The sequence below is a fragment of the Micromonospora sp. NPDC093243 genome, from assembly GCF_044753725.1.
GTDB lineage: Bacteria > Actinomycetota > Actinomycetes > Mycobacteriales > Micromonosporaceae > Micromonospora.
Genome location: NZ_JBIVNT010000001.1, coordinates 829981 through 849397, shown reverse-complemented (window position 1 = coordinate 849397; position 19417 = coordinate 829981). Strand labels below are relative to the sequence as shown.

General features: G+C 70.6%; 10 protein-coding genes. 3 read left to right on the top strand and 7 right to left on the bottom strand.

Going from position 1 to position 19417, the window contains the following annotated elements; translation table 11 throughout:
• Positions 1-16: 16 nt before the first annotated feature.
• Positions 17-697 carry a hypothetical protein gene (locus tag ACIP9D_RS03805; protein ID WP_350870690.1) on the bottom strand — a complete coding sequence of 227 codons (681 nt, stop codon included), beginning with the start codon at positions 695-697 and terminating at the stop codon, positions 17-19.
• Positions 698-890: 193 nt separating this feature from the next.
• Between ACIP9D_RS03805 and ACIP9D_RS03800 the strand changes: the two genes are divergently transcribed.
• Positions 891-1379 carry a hypothetical protein gene (locus tag ACIP9D_RS03800; protein ID WP_350870687.1) on the top strand — a complete coding sequence of 163 codons (489 nt, stop codon included), beginning with the start codon at positions 891-893 and terminating at the stop codon, positions 1377-1379.
• A gap of 136 nt (positions 1380-1515) precedes the next feature.
• Here the strand turns inward: ACIP9D_RS03800 and ACIP9D_RS03795 are convergent, their stop codons facing one another.
• The 5 genes from ACIP9D_RS03795 to ACIP9D_RS03775 all read right to left on the bottom strand — a co-directional run bounded on the left by ACIP9D_RS03795 (position 1516) and on the right by ACIP9D_RS03775 (position 14462).
• Positions 1516-3027, bottom strand: coding sequence for a hypothetical protein (locus tag ACIP9D_RS03795; RefSeq protein ID WP_350870684.1), 1512 nt, complete (start codon positions 3025-3027; stop codon positions 1516-1518).
• A gap of 70 nt (positions 3028-3097) precedes the next feature.
• The gene (locus ACIP9D_RS03790; protein WP_400449268.1) at positions 3098-5926 is read right to left on the bottom strand and encodes a PQQ-dependent sugar dehydrogenase; all 2829 of its coding nucleotides are present in this window, start codon (positions 5924-5926) and stop codon (positions 3098-3100) included.
• A gap of 103 nt (positions 5927-6029) precedes the next feature.
• A complete protein-coding gene (locus tag ACIP9D_RS03785) occupies positions 6030-8159 on the bottom strand; it encodes a ThuA domain-containing protein (RefSeq protein WP_350870681.1) in 2130 nt (709 codons plus the stop codon).
• Positions 8160-8266: 107 nt separating this feature from the next.
• The gene (locus tag ACIP9D_RS03780) at positions 8267-11137 is read right to left on the bottom strand and encodes a ricin-type beta-trefoil lectin domain protein (RefSeq protein ID WP_350870679.1); all 2871 of its coding nucleotides are present in this window, start codon (positions 11135-11137) and stop codon (positions 8267-8269) included.
• Between the two features lie 181 nt (positions 11138-11318).
• The gene (locus tag ACIP9D_RS03775) at positions 11319-14462 is read right to left on the bottom strand and encodes a glycosyl hydrolase family 95 catalytic domain-containing protein (protein WP_350870676.1); all 3144 of its coding nucleotides are present in this window, start codon (positions 14460-14462) and stop codon (positions 11319-11321) included.
• A 623-nt stretch (positions 14463-15085) separates the two neighbouring features.
• On the opposite strand from ACIP9D_RS03775, the gene ACIP9D_RS03770 reads away from it, so the two are divergent.
• Complete coding sequence (locus tag ACIP9D_RS03770; protein ID WP_350870673.1) at positions 15086-16444, top strand: M28 family peptidase; 1359 nt, start codon at positions 15086-15088, stop codon at positions 16442-16444.
• 125 nt (positions 16445-16569) lie between these two features.
• Here ACIP9D_RS03770 and ACIP9D_RS03765 read toward each other — a convergent pair whose 3' ends face one another.
• Positions 16570-17250: a DUF305 domain-containing protein gene (locus ACIP9D_RS03765; protein ID WP_350870670.1), complete on the bottom strand. Its 681-nt coding sequence runs from the start codon at positions 17248-17250 to the stop codon at positions 16570-16572.
• 278 nt (positions 17251-17528) lie between these two features.
• Here ACIP9D_RS03765 and ACIP9D_RS03760 point away from each other — a divergent pair, with 278 nt between their 5' ends.
• A complete protein-coding gene (locus ACIP9D_RS03760) occupies positions 17529-19301 on the top strand; it encodes an LVIVD repeat-containing protein (RefSeq protein WP_400449266.1) in 1773 nt (590 codons plus the stop codon).
• Positions 19302-19417 lie beyond the last annotated feature (116 nt).

Sequence of the window (19417 nt, the reverse complement as noted above, 5' to 3'; positions counted from 1 at the left end):
TAGGCCGACCGGGCCGTCAGTCGACCGACGCGAGTACCGACTCGCCGCCGGGGTAGGCGAACGACGCGCGCGGTGAGTAGAAGCCCCATGTGACATCCAGCGACTCGGCCGGACGCAGCGCGTACACCGGGTGATCGGGCACGAGGAACTCCAGTGACTCGACCTCGAAGGGGTCGACCGGCTCGGCCACGAACGGGTAGTTGCCGCTGAGCAGCTCGCCGTCCAGGTGGGTCAGGTAGCGCAGTTGTCCCCGGTTCACGGCGTCGCCGGTGCGACCGACGCGGGCGGTCGTCCTGATCACGGGTACGCCGTCGGACTCGGTGGTGGCGACCAGCCGGTGGCCCCTCAGCTCGATGGTGGTGGTCCCCACCGTGGCGGGCACACCGCGGGCGGCGGCGTAGGCGCGTACGGCGGGACTCGAGTTGAAGTAGTGCGTCCACCAGCGGCCCGGGGTCACCCCGTCCGGAGCGTCCACTCCGGACAGATCGGGCCCGAGGTACGTCAGCGAGTAGGCGCCGAAGCCGGAGGTCTGCGACGCGTCGTCGACGACGTACTGGTTCATGAAGACCTGGCGGTTCGGGGCAGGAGCGAGTCCCTCGGGAACGAGGGCGGACACGGCCTCGGGGTCGGCCGGGGTCCAGCCGAAGTAGAGCATCCTGCTGTTCACGACGAGTTGCGCGGCGACGAGTTCGGTCACGAGGGGGCCCTTCCGCGTGGCGGCGATCTGTAGCCGCGACGCTACGGAGCGGCTCCGCCGGGGGACAACGACGGATTGCCGACACGCGACCGCCGGGCCAGCGGCGGGCCTTGCGGGCCGTGCCTAGGCTGCGGGAGGAAGCGTGTCACCGACCCGCGTTCGTGCGACATCGAGCGGACTCTCAGGGAGTGTCATGGCCCAGCTACCGACTCAGCCGGTATCCACCACGGACGTCCAGCCGGTCGTCATCGCCAACGACAACACCTTCGCGCACGCCTTTGCCGGCGTTGCCGAGATGCTGAGCGAGCGGGACCTCGGTGCGAAGGGTGGCCTGGAGTTCTTCGACCGGTCGGGCCGCAGGCTCGCACCGGTGCTGAGCCCCACCTGGGAGGTGGCAGGTCTGGCGCCCACCTTGGACGAGCCGGACCCGAAGCTGCTCACCGGCCGGTTGGCGGCGGTGGTCCAGCACGTCGGCGACCACATCCGGCGTCATCCGGACGTGGTCGCCCGCTCCGGCCTGTCGGTCGAGGAGGCGCTCGCCGCGCTGCCGCGGATCGGCGCCGGCACCCTGGCCGAGGACCTTGCCCAGCTTCCCGGGGCGACGGCGGACGGCGAGTTCGGGCTGATGCACTCGGATGGCTGGTTCCACAACGCGATGCACGCCGCCGGCTGGGCGCACTGAGGATCCGACCGCTCCGACCACGCTCCGGCCCGGCGGAATCCGCCGGGCCGGAGCCTGTCGTGCCCCAGGCGTCGGCGCCCGACGCCGTCGGCCAGCACGACGCCGGGAACCAGCGTGTGCCACGGCTGGCCGGTCGTCAGCCGGCGACCAGGTCGAAGCGCTCCCAGGGGCCGATCGCGGTCCGGTTGGCGATCAGCGGCGCGGCCCCGGCGTTCTCCGCCGCCACGTACCGGTCGTTCACCGCGGCGCGCAGGCTCACACTGCCGTCGCCGTTGCGCACCAGGTGGAACGCCTCCCACAGTCCCACCGCGGCCCGGTTCGCGACCAGCGGCGCCGCTCCTGCGTTCTCCGCGGCCACGTACCGACCGTTGCCGCGGGCGCGCAGCGCCACCGTGCCGCCGCCGAGATCGGTGAGGTCGAACTGCTCGGTCGGGCCGACCGCCGGCTGGCTGGCGACCAGCGGGGCGGTGCCGGCGGCGGTGACGTACCGGCCGTTGGCGTGCGACCGCAGGCTCACCGGCCGGTCCGGGTTCGGCACCGGATCGACGGAGGGATCGAACCGGTTCACCCAGTACCGAGTGCGCTCCAGGTAGGCGGTCTCGGCCGCGGCGCCGCTCCGGCCGTACGCGCCCGAGTAGGTCAGGTAGCCGTGCCCGGCCGGCGGGTTCGTGCTCGCCGGCTCGATCGTCGAGCCCTCGTGCCACTCGTTGAACGAGGTGATGGAGACCCAGGTCGGCGGGCCGCCGTGCGACGGGTTCAACGCGTTGGACCACTGCTGGTCGTACATCGCCCCGTTGGCCCGGTCGACGGTGGGGGTGGTGTTGCCCGGCACGGCCCGGTCGTCGAGATAGCCGGGAGCCACCGAGGGCGCCCAGACCAGGCCGTTGGCCCGGCAGAAGGCGCTGGCGGACGCCCAGCCGGGCGCCGTCGCCCCGGCGATCCCGTCGTAGGTGTACATCCCGCCGAAGTGGGCGACCTTCGTGGTGTCGGTGGTCTGGGCCAGCACGATGCTGGTGTCGCGGACCTGCGCCAGCGGCGACCAGTCGGCGATCCGCAGACTCTCGAAGACGTAGAACGGGGCCCGGTTGCCGTGCGCCGCGTCCCGGTGGAACGCCGGGTGGCTGCCGTAGCGGTTGTGCAGGTAGTTGATGTCGGCCACGGTCGAGGCGGCGGTCCGGCCCGCGTACGGCTCCAGGTGCCAGGCGACCCGCAGGCCGTACGCGGCCGCGGCGTCGAGCACGGTCGGGGTCAGGTTGTCCTCGTAGGAGCCCTGGCCCCACCAGCTGTGGACGAGCACGCCGACGCCGGCGTCGCGGATCCACGCCATGTGCCGACGCACGGCAACCGGGTCACCGGAGTCGTACGCGCCGAGCGTCGGGTAGAAGTTCGCGCCGATGTCCTGCGGCGGGGTGTGGCCGCCCTGCGGCCAGTGCCGGTAGCTGCCGGCGACGCTGGGGTTGCCGTACCAGGAGTAGTAGAAGATGTGCACGTTGCTGGCGGTCGCGGCCAGCGGCGCGACCGGTGCGGCGGGGCCGGCGGCGGTCGGCGGCGGCGGGGCCGCCTGGGCGCTCGGGGCGGCGGCGACGGCGAGGCCGACCGCGACCAGGGCGGCGGCCGCGCGGCGCAGCCAGCGGTTCTTCGGGTACATGACGCTCCATCGGGGTCGGGGTGGCGGTGCGGCCGGGGGGACGCCGGCCGCACCGCCGGTCTGGTGGTGGTCAGCCGTTGCCGAGGGTGAACTTCTCCCACGGTCCGACGGCGGCCCGGTTGGCGATCAACGCGGCGGCGCCGGCGTTCTCGGCGACGACGTACATGTTGTTGGCGGCGGCCCGCAGGCTGACCGTGCCGTCGGTGTTGCGGACCAGCGCGAACGTCTCCCACGCCCCGACCGCCGCGCGGTTGGCGACCAGCGGTTGCGCGCCGGCGTTCTCCGCGCAGACGTACATGCCGTTGCTGCGCGAACGCAGCGCGACGTTGCCCGCGCCGAGGTCGACGAGGTCGAAGCGCTCGGTGGCGCCGACGGTGGCCTTGTTGGCGATCAGCGCGGCGGTGCCGACGGCGCTGACGTACTGGTTGTTGGCGCCCGCCCGCAGGGTGGTGCCGGTGCCCCCGCCGGTGCCGCCGTCGAGGGTGAAGGCGTCCACGTCGAACAGGTTCCCGGCACCGCCCTTGAAGACCAGGTACAGCGTGGTCGGCGCGGACGGCTGGTTGGTCAGCGTGGTCGACACGTTGGTGAAGGTGTCCCAGCCGCCGGTGGGGGCCACGGCCACGCTGCCGAGCAGGGTGCCGGTGGCGGAGCCGGCGCGCACCTCGATGGTGCCGCCGGGGCCGCCGGAGGAGACCCGCGCGGTGAACCGGGTGGCGGTGGCCAGATGGTACGGCTGGAACGAGACCCAGTCGCCGTTGTCGATGAAACCGGCGGTGCGGCTGCCCTCCGCGGTGGCGTGCTCGGCGGTCTGGACACCGCCGGACTGGGCGCCGAAGTGCTCGGCCTGCCGATGCCGGGGCTGCAGGATGCGGGTGCTGCGCGAGGTCAGCCCGCCGTTGTCGGTGTAGCTGGCGTCGAAGACGCCGTAGATGTTGGCGGCGGTGTCGTGTTCCCCGTCGACCGGCACGGTGATGGTGCCGGAGCAGCCGTTGCGCACCGTGATCTCGTGGGCGTGGCTGTCGTGGCCGAGGGCGTAGGCCATCCGGACCCGCGAGCAGTCGATCGTGCCGTCCTCGGGGTCGGTGACGGTGACCTGGAACGGGACGGTGTCGCCGAAGGTGAACAGGGAGCCGTCGGTCGGAACGGTGAGCGTCACGGTCGGCGCGGCGTTGCCGACGGTGATCACCAGGCTCGCGGTGGCGGAGAGTCCGGTCGGATCGGTGACCCGCAACGTCGGGGTGTACGTCCCGTTCGCGGTGTACGTCTTCGTCGGGTTGGCCGCGGTGGAGGTGGTGCCGTCGCCGAAGGTCCAGAGGTAGCTCAGCGCCCCGCCCTCCGGGTCCTGGCTGCCGGCGGAGGAGAAGGTGACGGTCAGCGGGCTGGGACCGGAGGTCCGGTTCGCCGCGGCGACGGCGATCGGGCTGCGGTTGCCACCACCGATGTACTCGATCCGGTAGAGCGCCTGGTTGTTCGACCCGGTGCCGTAGTCGAGCACGTAGAGCGCCCCGTCCGGGCCGAACGCCTGGTCCATCACCTGGGTGCCGCGCCACGGGAAGTCGGAGATCTCCCCGGGTGACCCGTCGGCGTTGACCGCGATCGCCTTGATCCAGCGCCGGCCGTACTCGCCGGCGAAGAACTGCCCGTTGAGCGAGGCCGGGAACTTGATGCTGGAGTTGAGGTTCGGGTCGTAGCGGTAGACCGGCCCGCCCATCGGCGACTCGGACCCGCTGCCGAACTGCGGCGGCGACCCGGCGTCGCCGTACCTGATCCAGTTCGGCCGGGCCGGGGGCAGCATGCTCTGGCCGGTGTTGCGGAACGAGTTGTTCGTCGGCCCGGCGGCGCAGTTGTACTTCGCCGCGGACGGCCCGGAGGGGAAGGTGTACTCGTTGTACGTCTCGGTGCTGGTGTTCGTGCCGGTGCAGTACGGCCAGCCGTAGTTGCCGGCGCTGGTGATCCGGTCGAACTCGACCTGGCCGCCGGGGCCGCGATTCGGGTCGGTGCCGCCCGCGTCCGGGCCGTAGTCGCCCAGGTAGACCACGCCGGTGGGCTTGTCCACCGCCATCCGGAACGGGTTGCGGAAGCCCATCGCGTAGATCTCGGGCCGGGTGTTGGGCGTGCCGGCCGGGAAGAGGTTGCCCGCCGGAATGGTGTAGCTGCCGTCCGGCTGCGGCTTGATCCGCAGCACCTTGCCGCGCAGGTCGTTGGTGTTGCCCGAGCTCCGCTGCGCGTCGTACGCCGGATAGCGGTTGGTCCGCTCGTCGATCGGGGTGTAGCCGGCGGACTCGAACGGGTTGGTGTCGTCGCCGGTGGAGAGGTAGAGGTTGCCGGCGGCGTCGAAGTCGATGTCGCCGCCGACGTGGCAGCACATGCCCCGGTCGGCGTCGACCTGGAGCATGATCCGCTCACTGGCCAGGTTCAACGTGTCGTCGGCGTTGAGGGTGAACCGGGACAGCCGCAGGTGCCCCTTCCACGGTGCGAAGTCCGCTGCGGTGCCGGTGGCCGGGGCGTCACCGCCCGGCGTGCTGAGGGTGGGGGAGTAGTAGAGGTAGAGGTGCCGGTTGGTGGCGAAGTTCGGGTCCGCCGCGACGCCCTGCAGGCCCTCCTCGTCGTGGGTGTAGACCGGCAGGGTGCCGGCGACCTTGGTGTTGCCGGCCGCGTCGGTGATCCGGACGGTGCCGTTGCGGGCGGTGTGCACCACCGACCGGTTCGGCAGCACGGCCAGTGACATCGGCTCGCCGAGTTCGGCCGTACCGGTGGCGAGGGTGACCTGCTGGTAGTCGGCGGCGGGGATGACCGCCGCCTGGGCGGCCTGCGGGGGCGCGACGGCGAGGACCACGGCGGCGGTGGCGACCGCCGTGGCCAGGTACGACCGGAGCCGCCGTCTGGGGTGTGCGGACACGGGACCTTCTTTCCGAGGGGGTGTGGGGGCCGACCGGTGCTGCGGTGGGCGGCCCCCGCGGACGAAGAGGTGGGACGGGACGAACCGGGCCGGTGGACCGGGGTCAGCTGCCGTGGACCTCCAGCTCCCACAGCGAGTAGCCGTACGCGGGCAGGGCGCGCTGGGTGCCGTGCACGCGCAGGTATCGGCCGGTGGCCGAGATCGCGATGTCGTCGACGCCGCCGTCGCCGGTGGTCGTGGTGTGCACCGGCGACCAGGTGAGGTTGTCCGAGGACACCTGCACCTGGTACGCCCGCGCGTACGCCGCCTCCCAGGTCAACCGGACCCGGTTCAGGGCGCGGGACGCGCCGAGGTCCACGGAGATCCACTGCGGGTCGGCGTAGGCGCTGCCCCAGCGGGTTGCCGGGTTGCCGTCCACCGCGTTGCCCGGCACGTGCCCGCTGCCGGTCTCCACGCTGGACGCCGTCACCGGCCGGCCCCGGGAGAGCAGGGTGCCGCCGGACGCGGTGCCGTAGACGTTGACGTCCCACAGCGAGTAGCCCCACTGGGTGGCCCGTTGGCTGCCGTGCACCCGCAGGTAGCGGCCGGTCCCGGCGACCGTGAGGTCGTCGACGCCGCCGTCGCCGGTGGTCGTGCTGTAGACCGGCGACCAGGTGGCGTTGTCCGAGGACACCTGCACCTGGTACGCCCGCGCGTGCGCCGTCTCCCAGGCCAGCCGGACCCGGTTGATCGCGTACGTGGCGCCGAGGTCGATCGAGAGCCACTGCGGGTCGGCGTAGGCGCTGCCCCAGCGGGTTGCCGGGTTGCCGTCCACCGCGTTGCCGGCCACGTGCCCGCTGCCGGCCTCCACACTGGACGCGATGGCCGGCCGGCCCCGGGCCAGGTCGGTGGCGGGCGGCTCGCTCGGACCGTCGGTCTTGATCCGTACGTTGCGGTAGTTGATGTCGAGACCGGCGCCGTCGTTCTGCAACCCGATGTATCCGTTGGCGATGGCCCGGCTGCTGACGTAGTCGTTGATCTTCACGCCGTTCAGCCAGATCTCGACCCGTTGGCCGTGCACGCCGATCTCGTAGGTGTTCCAGGAGCCGGGCGGGTTGAGCGCCGCCGCCCGGGCGGCCTGGTTCGGCGCCTGGAAGCTGTAGACGCTGCCGGTGGTGCGCGCCGGATCGGCGTCGGTGGCGTCGATCTGGATCTCGTGGCCGGCGTCGACCGGGGCCCACGGGTCGCCCTGCGGATCGGGGAACCCGATGAAGACCCCGCCGTTGTCGTCGCCCGGCATCATCCAGTCGACCTTGAGCGAGTAGTTGCCGAAGGTGCGCACCGGGTACCAGAGCAGCCCCATCCCGCCGTACGAGGTCAGCGTGCCGTCGGCCAGCGTGAAGCCACCCGGCCCGGCCTGCCGCCACTGGGCGAGACTGGCCTGGGTGCCGTCGAAGATCGGCGTGTAGCCGGGCTCCGGCCGGCAGTCGGCCGAGGCGGCGCCGCCGGCCACCTGGATCCCGCCGAGCAGCATCCGGGTGAAGTTCGGGTCGCTGTAGCTCTGCTCGGTGTGACCGAGGCCCGTGTACCAGGCGCGTCCGCCGCCGTAGCTGTGGCACCAGGTGATCGGGTGGTCGCCACCCATCGACCCGCCGCTGTACGACGACTCGTCGAGGCTGGCCAGCACCTTGACCGCCGAGCGGGGATTGGTCCGGTAGTTGTACCACTCGTCGGTGCGCGTCCAGGTCGACGGCAGGTGCGCGGTGGACGGGTTGGCCCGGTCCTCGACGCGGATGGTGGCCTGCTGGGTCGCCGGGTGCGAGGCGAAGTACCCGCCGACCAGACCGCCGTACCAGGGCCAGTCGTACTCGGTGTCGGCGGCGGCGTGCACCCCGACGAAGCCGCCGCCGGCGGCCAGGTACGCCTCGAAGGCGCTTTGCTGCCCGGCGTTGAGCACGTCGCCGGTGGTGCTGAGGAAGACCACCGCCTGGTACTGGGCGAGGTTGGCGGTGCTGAAGGCGGTCGCGTCCTCGGTGGCGGTCACGGTGAAACCGTTCGTCGCGCCGAGCTGCTGGATCGCGGCGATGCCGTTGGGGATGGAGGAGTGCCGGAATCCGGCGGTCTTGGAGAAGACCAGCACCTTGCTCAGCGGTGCGGCCTCGGCCGGGGTCGGGGTCACCGTCGCCGCACCGGCGGCGACGGCGAGTCCGGCGACCACGGCCGCGGCCGTCGCGATGATGGCGCGTCTGCGCATGTGGGGGCTCCTTGCTGGGGTCGGGCCCGGGGGCCGTCCGTCGGTGCGAACGGCTCCCGGGTACTCGTCCGGTGCCGGCAGGGCGCCGGCGGATGGGGTCGGTCGGGTCAGGGCAGCGTCCAGTTCTGCGCCGCGGTGCCGTTGCAGTCGTAGATCTGCAGCTGCCGGCCGTTGCTCGGGTTGGAGGAGGGAATGTCGAGACACCTGTTGGCCTGCGGGTTGCGCAGGCTGCCGTTGGGGCCGGAGACCCACTGCTGGGCCCCCGTGCCGTTGCAGGTCCACAGGTGGATCGGCGTGCCGTTGGTGGTGCCGCTGGACTGGACGTCCAGGCACTTGCCCAGGCTGCGGATGGTGCCGTCGCCGGGCAGCGTCCACTGCTGGTTGGTGGCCCCGGCGATGCAGTCCCACATCTGGACGCGGGTGCCGTCGGCGGTGCCGCCGGCGTTGACGTCGACGCACTTGCCCATGCCCCGGAGCGGGCCGGTGCGGGTGCCGCCGACCGGGGTGCTCACCCCGACGCCGGTGAACGTGTAGCTGTCCAGGTCGAGCAGCGCCCCGCCGGTGCCACCGGTGAAGACGACGTAGAGGTCGTGGGTGTTGTCGTCGGGCTTGGTGACCGTGGCGCTGACCTCGGTGTAGTTGTCCCAGCCGCCGGTGTTGGGCACGGTGACCCGGGCGACCTCGGGACCGGTGGGTGAGTCGTACCGGAAGGAGACGACGTTGCCGGCCTTGTCCGACGAGACCCTGGCCCGGACCCCGGTGATGCCCTTCAGGCTCACCGCGTGGTGCCGGACGTACTCGCCGTTCTGGATGTCACCGAGCCGGCGGCCGCCCTCGGCGCCGCTGGCATTGATCACCTGGGGGCCGTGCAGCGAGACGTAGTGCTCGGCCTGCCACTGCTTGGGCCAGAGCGTGACGTCCTTCTCCGCGGTCAGCGGCACGGAGCCGGCGGCGCCCCGGTCGGTGTAGCCGGCCCGCAGCAGGAAGAAGAGCACCGAGTCTGGCCCGGCGTGCACCGGTCCGGTGTTGACGGTGAAGCCACAGCCGGTGCCCTGACCCTCCTCGTGGGCGTGCTCCTGGTGACCCAGGGCCGCCCGGATCACCACGTTCGCGCAGGGGATGGTGCCGTCCTGCGCGTCGGTGGCGCTGCCGGTGGCGGTCAGGTTCTCGTCCCAGGAGAACAGGCCACCGTTGGGCAGCCCGTTCAGGGCGACGGTGGGCCGGTTGTTGCCCACCACGACGGCGATCTGCGTCGTGCCGGACCGGCCGGTGCCGTCGGAGACGGTGAGCCGAGCCCGCTTGTCGCCGTTGCTGGCGTACGTGTAGGTGGGGTTCGCGGCGGTGGAGTCGACGGTGCCGTTGCTGTCGAAGTCCCAGGCGTAGGTCAGCGGGTCGCCGTCCGGGTCACTGCTGCCGGCGCTGGAGAAGCTGACCGTCAGCGGGCTGAGCCCGTTGTCCGGCGTGGCCGAGGCGACCGCGGTCGGCGACCGGCCGCCCGCGACGTAGTTGATTTTGTAGAGGCCGGCGGCGGCGTCGCCGGAGAAGTAGCCGTTGCCGTACTCCAGCAGGTAGAGCGAGCCGTCCGGGCCGAACTCCATGTCGATCGGGTGCACGAACGACATGCCGGCCAGCACCGGCTCGATGACCGTCGGATTGCCGGTGCGCGCGTTGCCGTTGTCGAACTGGACCTCCTTGATCCAGTTACGGCAGTACTCCGTGATGATCAGCTTGTTGTCGTAGTACTGCGGCCACTTCACCTCGGAGTTCAGGTTGGGGTCGTAGTGGTAGACCTCGGCGTGGTTGGGTGAGCCGCAGCCACCCGGGTTGTCCAGGGCCGGCCACTCCCGGCTGCCGCCGTGCTGCTCCCAGACCAGCGCGCCCCGGGTCGGCGGCAGCTGCTGCAGCCCGGTGTTGCGCGGCGAGTTGTTCACCGGGCCGGTGCTGCCGCCGCAGGGGAACCAGCCGCGCGGCGCGTTGGCGGCGAAGTCCCAGTCGTTGTATGCGACGTTGGGCCCGCCGCAGTAGGGCCAGCCGTGGTTGCCCGGTGCGGTGGCCCGGTTCCACTCGTCGTACGCCGCCGGTCCCCGGTTGGGAATGGTCGCGCCCGCGTCCGGCCCGACCTCACCCCAGTAGAGGGTGTTGCCGTTCTTCTTGTCGACCCACACCCGGTACGGGTTACGCAGGCCCATGACGTAGACCTCCGGGCGGGTGCCGCTGGTGCCGGGTGCGAAGAGGTTGCCCGCCGGGACCGTGTACGTGCCGTTGTCCTCCGGGTGGATGCGGTTGATCTTTCCCCGCAGGTCGTTGGTGTTGCCCGAGGTGCGCTGTGCGTCGTACTGCGCGTCGCGGCTGGTCCGCTCGTCGATCGGGGCCATGCCCGCCGAGTCGCCGCCGGAGTTGGTGTTGTCGCCGACGGCGAAGTAGAGGTTCTCGTTGCTGTCCCAGGCCATCGAGCCGGCCGAGTGGCAGCACAGCCGCCGTTCGGTCGGCCACTCGATGAGTCTCGTCTCGCTCGCCGGGTCGAGCACCAGGGTGCTCGGGTTGAAGGTGAACCGCGAGATCCGGTTCACCAGCGGCGTCGCGACCGGCGAGTAGAACAGGTACACCCAGCGGTTCGAGGCGAACCTCGGGTGCAGGGTGATGCCGATCAAACCGTCCTCGAACCGGGCGTCGAGCTGCAGGGTCAGCGCGACAGTGGTGGTGCGGTTGGTCGGGTTGTAGAGGCGGACCTGCCCACCGCCGGAACTGGTGCCCCGGTTGATGTAGAGCACCTTGCCGTCGGGCAGGACGGACAGCTCGATCGGCTCCCCCATGGAGAGCCCGCCGTCGAGCTTGACCTTCTCGAACTGGTTGGTCGGGGGCGGCGCCGCCATCGCCGGCGGGGCGGCGGTGGTGACGCCGATGAGAATCGGCAGCAGGCCGGCGAGGGTGGCCAGGACGACGGCCGCGACGAGGCGCGGACGCGGTTTGCGGATCATGGCGTTCTCCGGTGTTCGGGGGACGGGGACGGCCGAACCAGTCGGGCGTGCGGCACCGGCGGGTGTACGCACACCCCGGGGAAGGGTGAGGTCAGGTCGAGCCGGGCCGCCGACGCCCGGCTCGACAGGGGGACACGGAGATGCCGGCCGGCGGGCCCGGTCCGGCCCGCCGGCTCTGGCGTCAGGCGGGAACGAGGTCGAACTTCTCCCAGGGGCCGATCGCGTCCCGGTTCGCGATCAGTGCCTCGGCCCCGGCGTTCTCGGCGACCACGTACTTGTTGTTCACCGTCGCCCGCAGGCTGACCGAGCCGTCCGAGTTGCGGACCAGGGCGAAGGTCTCCCACGATCCCGCCGCCGCCCGGTTGGCCACCAGTGGGTTGGCGCCGGCGTTCTCGGCACAGACGAACTGGTTGTTCACCCGGGCCCGCAGGCCGACGTTGCCGCCGCCGAGGTCGACCTGGTCGAACTGCTCCGAGCCGCCGATCGCGGCGGCGCTGGCCACCAGGTTGCCCGCGCCACCGTTGGTGGCGGAGACGTACCGGCCGTTGGCCTGGGCCCGTAGCGCGACCGCCCCGCCAGTCGGTGGGCTGCCGCCGGTGAGGACCCGGATCGCGTCCACCATGCCCACCGAGGTGCTCTTGTTGACGATGCGGATGGTGTGCGTGCCGTTGGTCAGGCCGGTGCGGCGGAACACGACCTGCTGGGCCTGGCGGGGGCCGGCGACGTAGAGGTTGACGTTGGCCTGGAGGACGTTGTCCAGGTAGACGTCGACGTTGCCCATGTCGCTGAACCGCTCGGAGAGGTACTCCACTCCGGTGCCGGTGAAGGTGTAGCTGGCGGCGGCGCCGACGGTGGTGCTGTGGTGGGTGTCGTCGTTGTAGTCGCCGTACCCCCGGGCGGTGGTGTGGTGCCAGTTGGCGTCGTAGGTCAACATCGTGTCGTTGACCAGGCCGCCGCCGCCGAGACCGCCCAGGCCGAGCGTCGACGCGGTGCCCGACAGCGCCTTCTCGCCCTGGTTGGCGGTTCCGGTGAGGGTGGTGACGGCGTACGTCGACAGCGGCTTCGCGGTGCGCTCCACGACGTACACCGTGTTCGCCGCGGTGGCGAAGGTGATCTCGGCGGCCGAGGTGGTGGTCAGCACGGCGTTGTCGGAGGCGCGGCGGACCCGTACCTCCTGGCCGCCCCACGGGTTCACCACACGGGCCTGCTTGCCGTGCAGGCTGCGCAGACCGACGTACTTGACCTCGCCGGCCTCCCGCTCCGAGCTGACCAGGAACCCGTCCTTGGCCAGCAGGGTGAACTTGCCGACGAAGCTGGAGTCGGTCGGCACGGCCGGAAAGACCCGGATCTTGTCGTTGTACGACTGCATCAGCGACTCGTTCATCGCCGCCAGGTGGATGCCGAGGTACTCGAAGACGCCGTTGGTGTTGTTGGTCATTCCGTTCGGGTAGTTCTGGTACTTCTGCAGCATCGTCCGCATGCCCTGGAACGCCTGGTTGCCGAGGCCGAGCCGGGCGGCGTGCACGTGGTCGTTGGACCAGACGTTGCCGTACGGGTGCGGGCGTACGTTCCAGGTGTTGATCGCGGTCTGCTGGTCGGGGTAGCCGATGCCGGTCTGGTCGTAGGGCCAGACCAGTTCCAGCGCCACGTTCTCGTTGTTGCGGGTCTGGGAGATCGGCGGATCGTGCGGCAGGTACGCCCCGTTCTGGACCTGGTAAGGGGCCAGGTTGTTCACGATGTTCTGCCAGTTGGCCCGCAGCCCGGCGTCGAGCCCGAGCTGTTGGCTCACCTGGATGGCGAGCGGGAAGAGCAGCCGCACCGCGGCCAGGTCGGTGATGGCGTTGCGGACGTCCCAGTACGTCTCGTGCGCGTTCGAGTTGGCCATGTACCACCGGCCGGTGGCGCCGTCGCGGTCCAGCATGTCCTCGTAGAACTTCACCGCCTCGCGCATGTACGGGTAGGCGGTGTTGCGCAGGTACGCCTCGTCGTTGGTGTACCGGTACTGCAGGTACATGTTGTAGGCGGCCTCGGTGCCGGTCGAGTAGAGGTCGTTGACGTAGTCGCTGTTGACGGTGCCCCGGGCGTTGCCGTCCCAGCCCATCGTCTCCGGCACCCAGAGCCCGTCGCTGCCGTAGCGGGTGGTGGTGTACGACTTCAGCGCCGGGAGGTTGCGGCTGTAGAGCCGGTTGAAGCCGGCCATCAGGTCGACGTGGTTGCTGGCCAGGAACGAGTTGTAGACGTCACGCTGGTTCCAGTACCAGTACCCGTTGCTCCACTTGGAGTTGTCCTGGGTGGCCCGGAAGACCCCGTTGATGAAGTGCAGCGGATAGTTGCCGTAGCCGCCCGCGGCGATCATGTAGGTCGCCAGGTAGTAGACGTTCTCCAGGTAGTCGGCGTCGCCGCCGGCGTTGGAGTACTGGACGAACGACTTGGCCCAGAAGTCGTGCCACCAGGTGCGGTAGTTGTTCAGCGTGGTGGCGTAGCCGGCGCTCTTGACCGTCGCGAGCTGGTTCTTCGCCTGGGTCACCGAGTTGAGCCCGGGCGAGTTGATCCGGCTGGCCGCGGTGAACCAGACGGTGTAGCTCGACGTGGGGGTGATGGTCAGCCGGACCCGGGTGCTGTTGACCACCTGGGCGGTGTAGGACGCTCCCTCGACCGTGGCCGCCAGGGTGTACCCGAAGTTGTTCGCGTCGGTCTGTCCACGGCTCAACCCGACGCCGCTGGCGTCGGCGAAGGTGGAGACCGTCCGCCAGGTGTTGAGGTCCGGGACGTCGGCGATGTTCTGGACGCTGTTCATGTCCCAGAGGCTCAGGTCGAGGCCGACACTGGTGACCCCGGGACGGCTGTCCTCGACGTGGATGCCCATCACCTCGGAGTTGGGCGCGCCCATGACGGTGACCGTGCGGTTGTTGTCGTACCTCGTGGTCAGCGTCCCGTCGTAGAGCGAGAGTCGCTGCTGGAACGTGGTGTACCCGGTGTCGAGCTGCGGATTGCTGTAGAGGTTGACCAGGCCGGCGGCGTAGGTCGACTGCTGGGCCAGGTCCACGCCGGAGACCTGCATGCTCAGGCCGTTGGCGTTCCAGGCCATGGCGCCGGTGCGGCCGTTGCCGACGGTGAGGCCGTGCAGCGGGTTGGTGTTCGGTCGGTTGTAGACGATGTCGTGCTTGGCCAGGTAGGCGGCCCGGTTGACGTTCAGCGTCCCGGTGCCGGCGTTGAATGCGGCGTCCGTCGGTGCTGCGGCGGCCGGTCCGCCCGACCCGACGGCGACGGCGCCACCGGCGAGCAGGACGGCGAGCGCGATACGCAGCGGCGTTCTCACCTTCATCGACACGATCTCCTCTGGATCGTCCGTGCGGATGATGTCTCGCGCCCCGGGGAGATGCCCCGGTCTGCCCGCGTCCGCCGAAACGCGGGCGACGTCGAGACGGATCTGGGACGGTGCCCACCGACGTCGGTTGAACCGACGGCCAGGTAAACATCGACCCACATCGTTGATATGCAGTTAACATCGGACGTCTTTTTGGGTCAATCCCTCTGGTTCGACAATCTTGTGCCGCCAGTGCCGAGTTGGCCCGCCGGCCGGTGCAATACATCCGACGAATCGGCTCGGCGGTACACGTTGGACCGAAGCGGGCCGCGTCCCTTCCACTGGCGGTCATCCGCCTGATCGGGCGCCGCGCGGCCACACCGGCACCGGCCCTCGCCCCCGGACCTGGCCGGCCGGCCTGGTCAGGGGCGACTGCACGGCCCTCGGACGACCGCCGAACGGATCTTGGAGAGAGCGCGAAGAAGTGGATAGGTTCAAATTTCTGTGGGCTCGGTCACCCACCGGTCGGCCGGGCTCGCCAAAGATCAGGAGGAGCCATGACCCACGGCGGCCATCCCGCTACGTCCGCTACCGACACGTCCGCTACCGACCTGGCCAGCTCCACCGCGAACCGACGACGCATGTTGACCATCGCCCTCGGTGGCGCCGCCACCGTGGCCCTTCCCGCGCCGGCATGGGCGGCGACCGAGCAGCGCCCCGGCGCCCACCGTCCGCCGGCGCTCACCCCCGACGACCGCAAGGTCATCGCTCAGGTCTCAGCCGAGCGGGCGCTGTCCCACCTGCGTGTGCTCAGTGAAGAGATCGGGCCGCGCATCGGCGGGACCGCCTCCGAGCGCCGCGCCGCCGACTACATCGCCAAGAAGCTCGACCACCTCGGCTATGACGTCCGGCTGGAACCGTTCGCCGTGGCGGACAAGTTCCTCGCCCAGCTCGCCTCGCCGGCCGGACTGCCCACCGACCTGAACTGGCAGGCCGGTGCCTCACCGCACGCCGCGCTGGACACCACGGTCGCCGGCGACGTGGTGGACGTGGGCGCGGGCGCGGCGGAAAACTACCCCGCCGACGTGACCGGCCGCATCGTGCTGGTCGACTACGTGGCTGCGCGGCGCGAGCAACTGGTCGCCGCCGCGCTGACCCGTGGGGCGGCCGCCGTCGTGTTCCTCGCGGCCGACGGCGTACCGCCCCGGCGGACCGCGGCGTTCTCGCCGACGCTGCCGGGTTCGGCCAGCTCGCCGGTGCCGATTCCGGTGGTCGGGGTCGCCCAGGCGCAGAAGGAGCGGCTGCGTGGCCTGCTCGCCACCGGTCGGCTCACGCTCACCATCTCCACCGTCGCCCACCGCGGTCTGACCTCGAACAACGTCATCGCCGAGCGGGTCGGGCGCTCCGGTGCCGGTGGGCCGGTGGTGATGGTCAGCGCCCACTACGACACGGTCATCGGCGCACCCGGTGCCAACGACGACGGCTCCGGCACGGTGCTCTGCCTCGAGTTGGCCCGGGTCCTACGCGCGATCCCGGTCGAGGCCACCCTCCGATTCGCCCTGTGGGGCTCCGAGGAGCAGGGCCTGCTCGGCGCGCGCCATCACGTACGGCAGCTTCCGCAGGCGGAACGGGACCGGATCCTCGCGGTGTACCAGAACGACATGGTCGCCACCAGCTGGGACCCGGCGACCCGCTACTGGCTGCTCTCGTTCACCGGCCAGTCCAACCGGGCCACCGACGAGGTCGCGGCCGCCGCCGGCCGCCTCGGCTACGACCCGCGGATCTCGCCGGTGACGCAGCGCGGCTCCAGCGACCACCAGGCCTTCCAGGAGGTCGGTATCGCCAGTGCCAACTTCTCGTGGCGCGGTGAGGAGACCCCGGCGCTGCTGGAGCCGCCGTACCACACGCCGGAGGACACCATCGCCAAGAACATCAGCCTCGAGCGGCTCCAGGTGTCGCTCGAGCTGATCGGTTGCGCCACGTACGCGACCGCTCGCTGAACGATCCCGCCGGTGGCAACGGAGCTGGCGCCACGGGCGGGGCCATGGGGTAGCGGGCGTCGCATCCGGGTTCGTCCCCGGTGCGGCGCCCGCGCTCATGCCCTGCCTGGCTCCTGCCGAGGGCGCTACTTCGCGTCGCCCAGCGTCTGGCGCATCCGGTTGATCTCGGCCCCCTGCTCCACGACGACGCTGCTGGCCATCTCGTTGATGAGGTTGTCGACACCGAGCGCCAGCACCTCGTCCGCCATGTCGATGGCGCCCTGATGGTGCTCGGTCATCATGCTGACGAACAACCGGTCGAACTCGACGCCGCGCAGGGCGGTGAGGCGGTTCAGCGCGTCCGCCGACTGCATTCCACCCATGGTGTGCTGGTGCTCGGTACCGGGGTCGCGCGGCAGGCCCCGGTCCGTCAGCCAGGTCTCCAGCGTCTTGATCTCCGGTTCCTGGGCCGCCAGGATCCGGTCGGCGATGATCCTGAACTGCGGGTTCTCGCACCGGTCGGCGACCAGCCGGGCCATCACGAGCGCCTGCTCGTGGTGCGGGATCATCTTGGTGACGAAGCGGATGTCGGCGTTGTTGTACGACGGGCGCGGCGCGGGCGACGCCTCGTTCGCCGGGCGGCTCCGCGCGGATTCGCCGGGCCGCCCCGGCATCAGCACCGGCGCGGTGGCGTCCGGCAGGCCGGGCAGGTCGAGAGGCTGCGGCGGCTTCGCCTGCGCCGTCGGCCGCGAGTCACCGTCGGGCAGCGCGACGGTCACCGCCGCCCCGAGAGCCAGGACCGTCAGTACGGCCAGCTCGATCAGCACAATCGCCCTCGACTGCCGGGAAAGCGCCCGGAACCATCCACTCAGCACAACTCGACTCCCGCCGTACGCCTGGATTGGCGGGATGGTATCCCGGGGCTCACCTGTGCCGGCAAGATCACCGGTAGCGAAAAGGTTCGATTGCCTGACCTGCGGTTGTTTGGACCGAGGTAATTCTCGGCCATTGGCCGAACCGTGATCTAAACCCGCGTCGGCTGAGTGTCGGATCAGGGATATGTTCCGGCTACCTCCTGCTCACCCATGACGAAGGGTGTCGCTACATGTCTCAACCCAATCCACGAGGGAGCCGAAGGCGGGCCGTCGGCCTGGCCGCCGGCGGTGCCCTCCTCCTCGCAGCCGTCGTGGCGGTTGCCGCCCCGGCGAGCGGTGCCGTCGACTCGACGCAGAGCACCGACAACTGTGAATCGTTCCGCGCCTCCGGCGACAACTTCGCCGAGTACTGCATCGCGGAGGAGGCGGCCAACGACGTGTCCGCCGCCGACGCGATCCCGGGCGTCGACGAGATCTCCAGCAGCGCCAACATCCGGCAGATCGCCAACATCCCGAAGTTCGGCGGGTTCGCCAGCGAGGGCGCGTACAACTCGGATCTGGCGTTCCAGGGCAACTACGCCTTCGCCGGCAACTACGAGGGCTTCAACGTCTTCGACATCACCGACCCCAGCTCGCCCCAGGTGACCAGCCAGGTGGTCTGCCCCGGCTCCCAGGGCGACCCGACCGTCTTCGGCAACCTGCTGTTCCTCGCCGTCGACGCGCCCCGCAGTGACGACTCGTGCAACAGCGCGAGTGGTTCCTCGGCCCAGGCGAGCTCCTGGGAGGGCGTCCGGATCTTCGACATCAGCGACAAGGCGAACCCGCGGTACATCAAGGCGGTCCGCACCGACTGCGGTTCGCACACCCAGACGCTGGTGCCGAGCAAGGACGGCAAGAGCGTCTACGTCTACGTCCAGTCGTACGGTCCGTCGAACAACGCGTTCTACTGCAAGCCGCCGCACGACAAGATCTCGATCATCAAGGTGCCGTTGGGCAGCCCGACCGACGCCGCCGTGGTGGCCACGCCGGTCCTCTTCCCGCAGACCGCCGGCGCCACCTCCACCAGTGGCTGCCACGACATCACCGCCTACCCGGAGCTGGACCTGGCCGCCGGCGCCTGCATGGGTGACGGCGTCCTGATGGACATCTCCGACCGGGAGAACCCGGTGATCCTGAGCCAGGTTCGGGACACCAACTTCGCGTTCTGGCACTCGGCCACGTTCAACAACGCCGGCACCAAGGTCGTCTTCACCGACGAACTCGGCGGCGGCAGCGGCGCGATCTGCACCAGCGGCTACCGGGCCAACCAGGGCGCGAACGGGATCTACGACATCGTCGGTTCCGGCGCGGACCGTGAGCTGGTCTTCAAGGGCTACTTCAAGATCCCGCGGTTGAACACCACGCTGGAGAACTGCGTGGCGCACAACGGCTCGCTGATCCCGGCGATGGGCCGCGACATCATGGTCCAGGCCTGGTACCAGGGCGGTGTCTCGGTGATCGACTTCACCGACTCCGCGAACCCGGTCGAGATCGCCTACTGGGAGCGGGGTCCGCTGTCGGACACCCGCCGCGTCCTCGGTGGGGCGTGGTCGACGTACTACCACAACGGCTACATCTACTCGAACGACATCCAGAAGGGTTTCGACGTCCTCAAGCTGGACGACCCGCGCACGAACAACGCCCGGGCGGTGGCCTTCGCTGAGCTGAACGTGCAGACGCAGCCCAGCTACCCGGCCTGCACCACCATCCTGCGTGAGCGGCGCAACGGCAGCCTCAACATCACGTCCGGCGTCACCTGCCTGGACGGGGCGAGCGTCAACGGTGCGATCAAGGTCGCTCCGGGCGCCGGCCTGATCGTCTTCAACTCGACCCTCAACGGTTCGCTGCACGCGAGCGGCGCCTCGGTGGTGTCGATCGTGGAGAGCCGGGTGAACGGCTCGGTGGACGCCATCGGCGCGACCATCCGGGACAGCAAGGTCAACGGCTCGGTGCGGACGAGCTGATCCGCACACCCGTTACCAGCACCACGCTCCGGCCCGGCGGAATCCGCCGGGCCGGAGCCCGTCCCGGTCCGGGACATGCTGCCGCGGCATCCGGGGGTGCGAGCGTCGGTACGTCG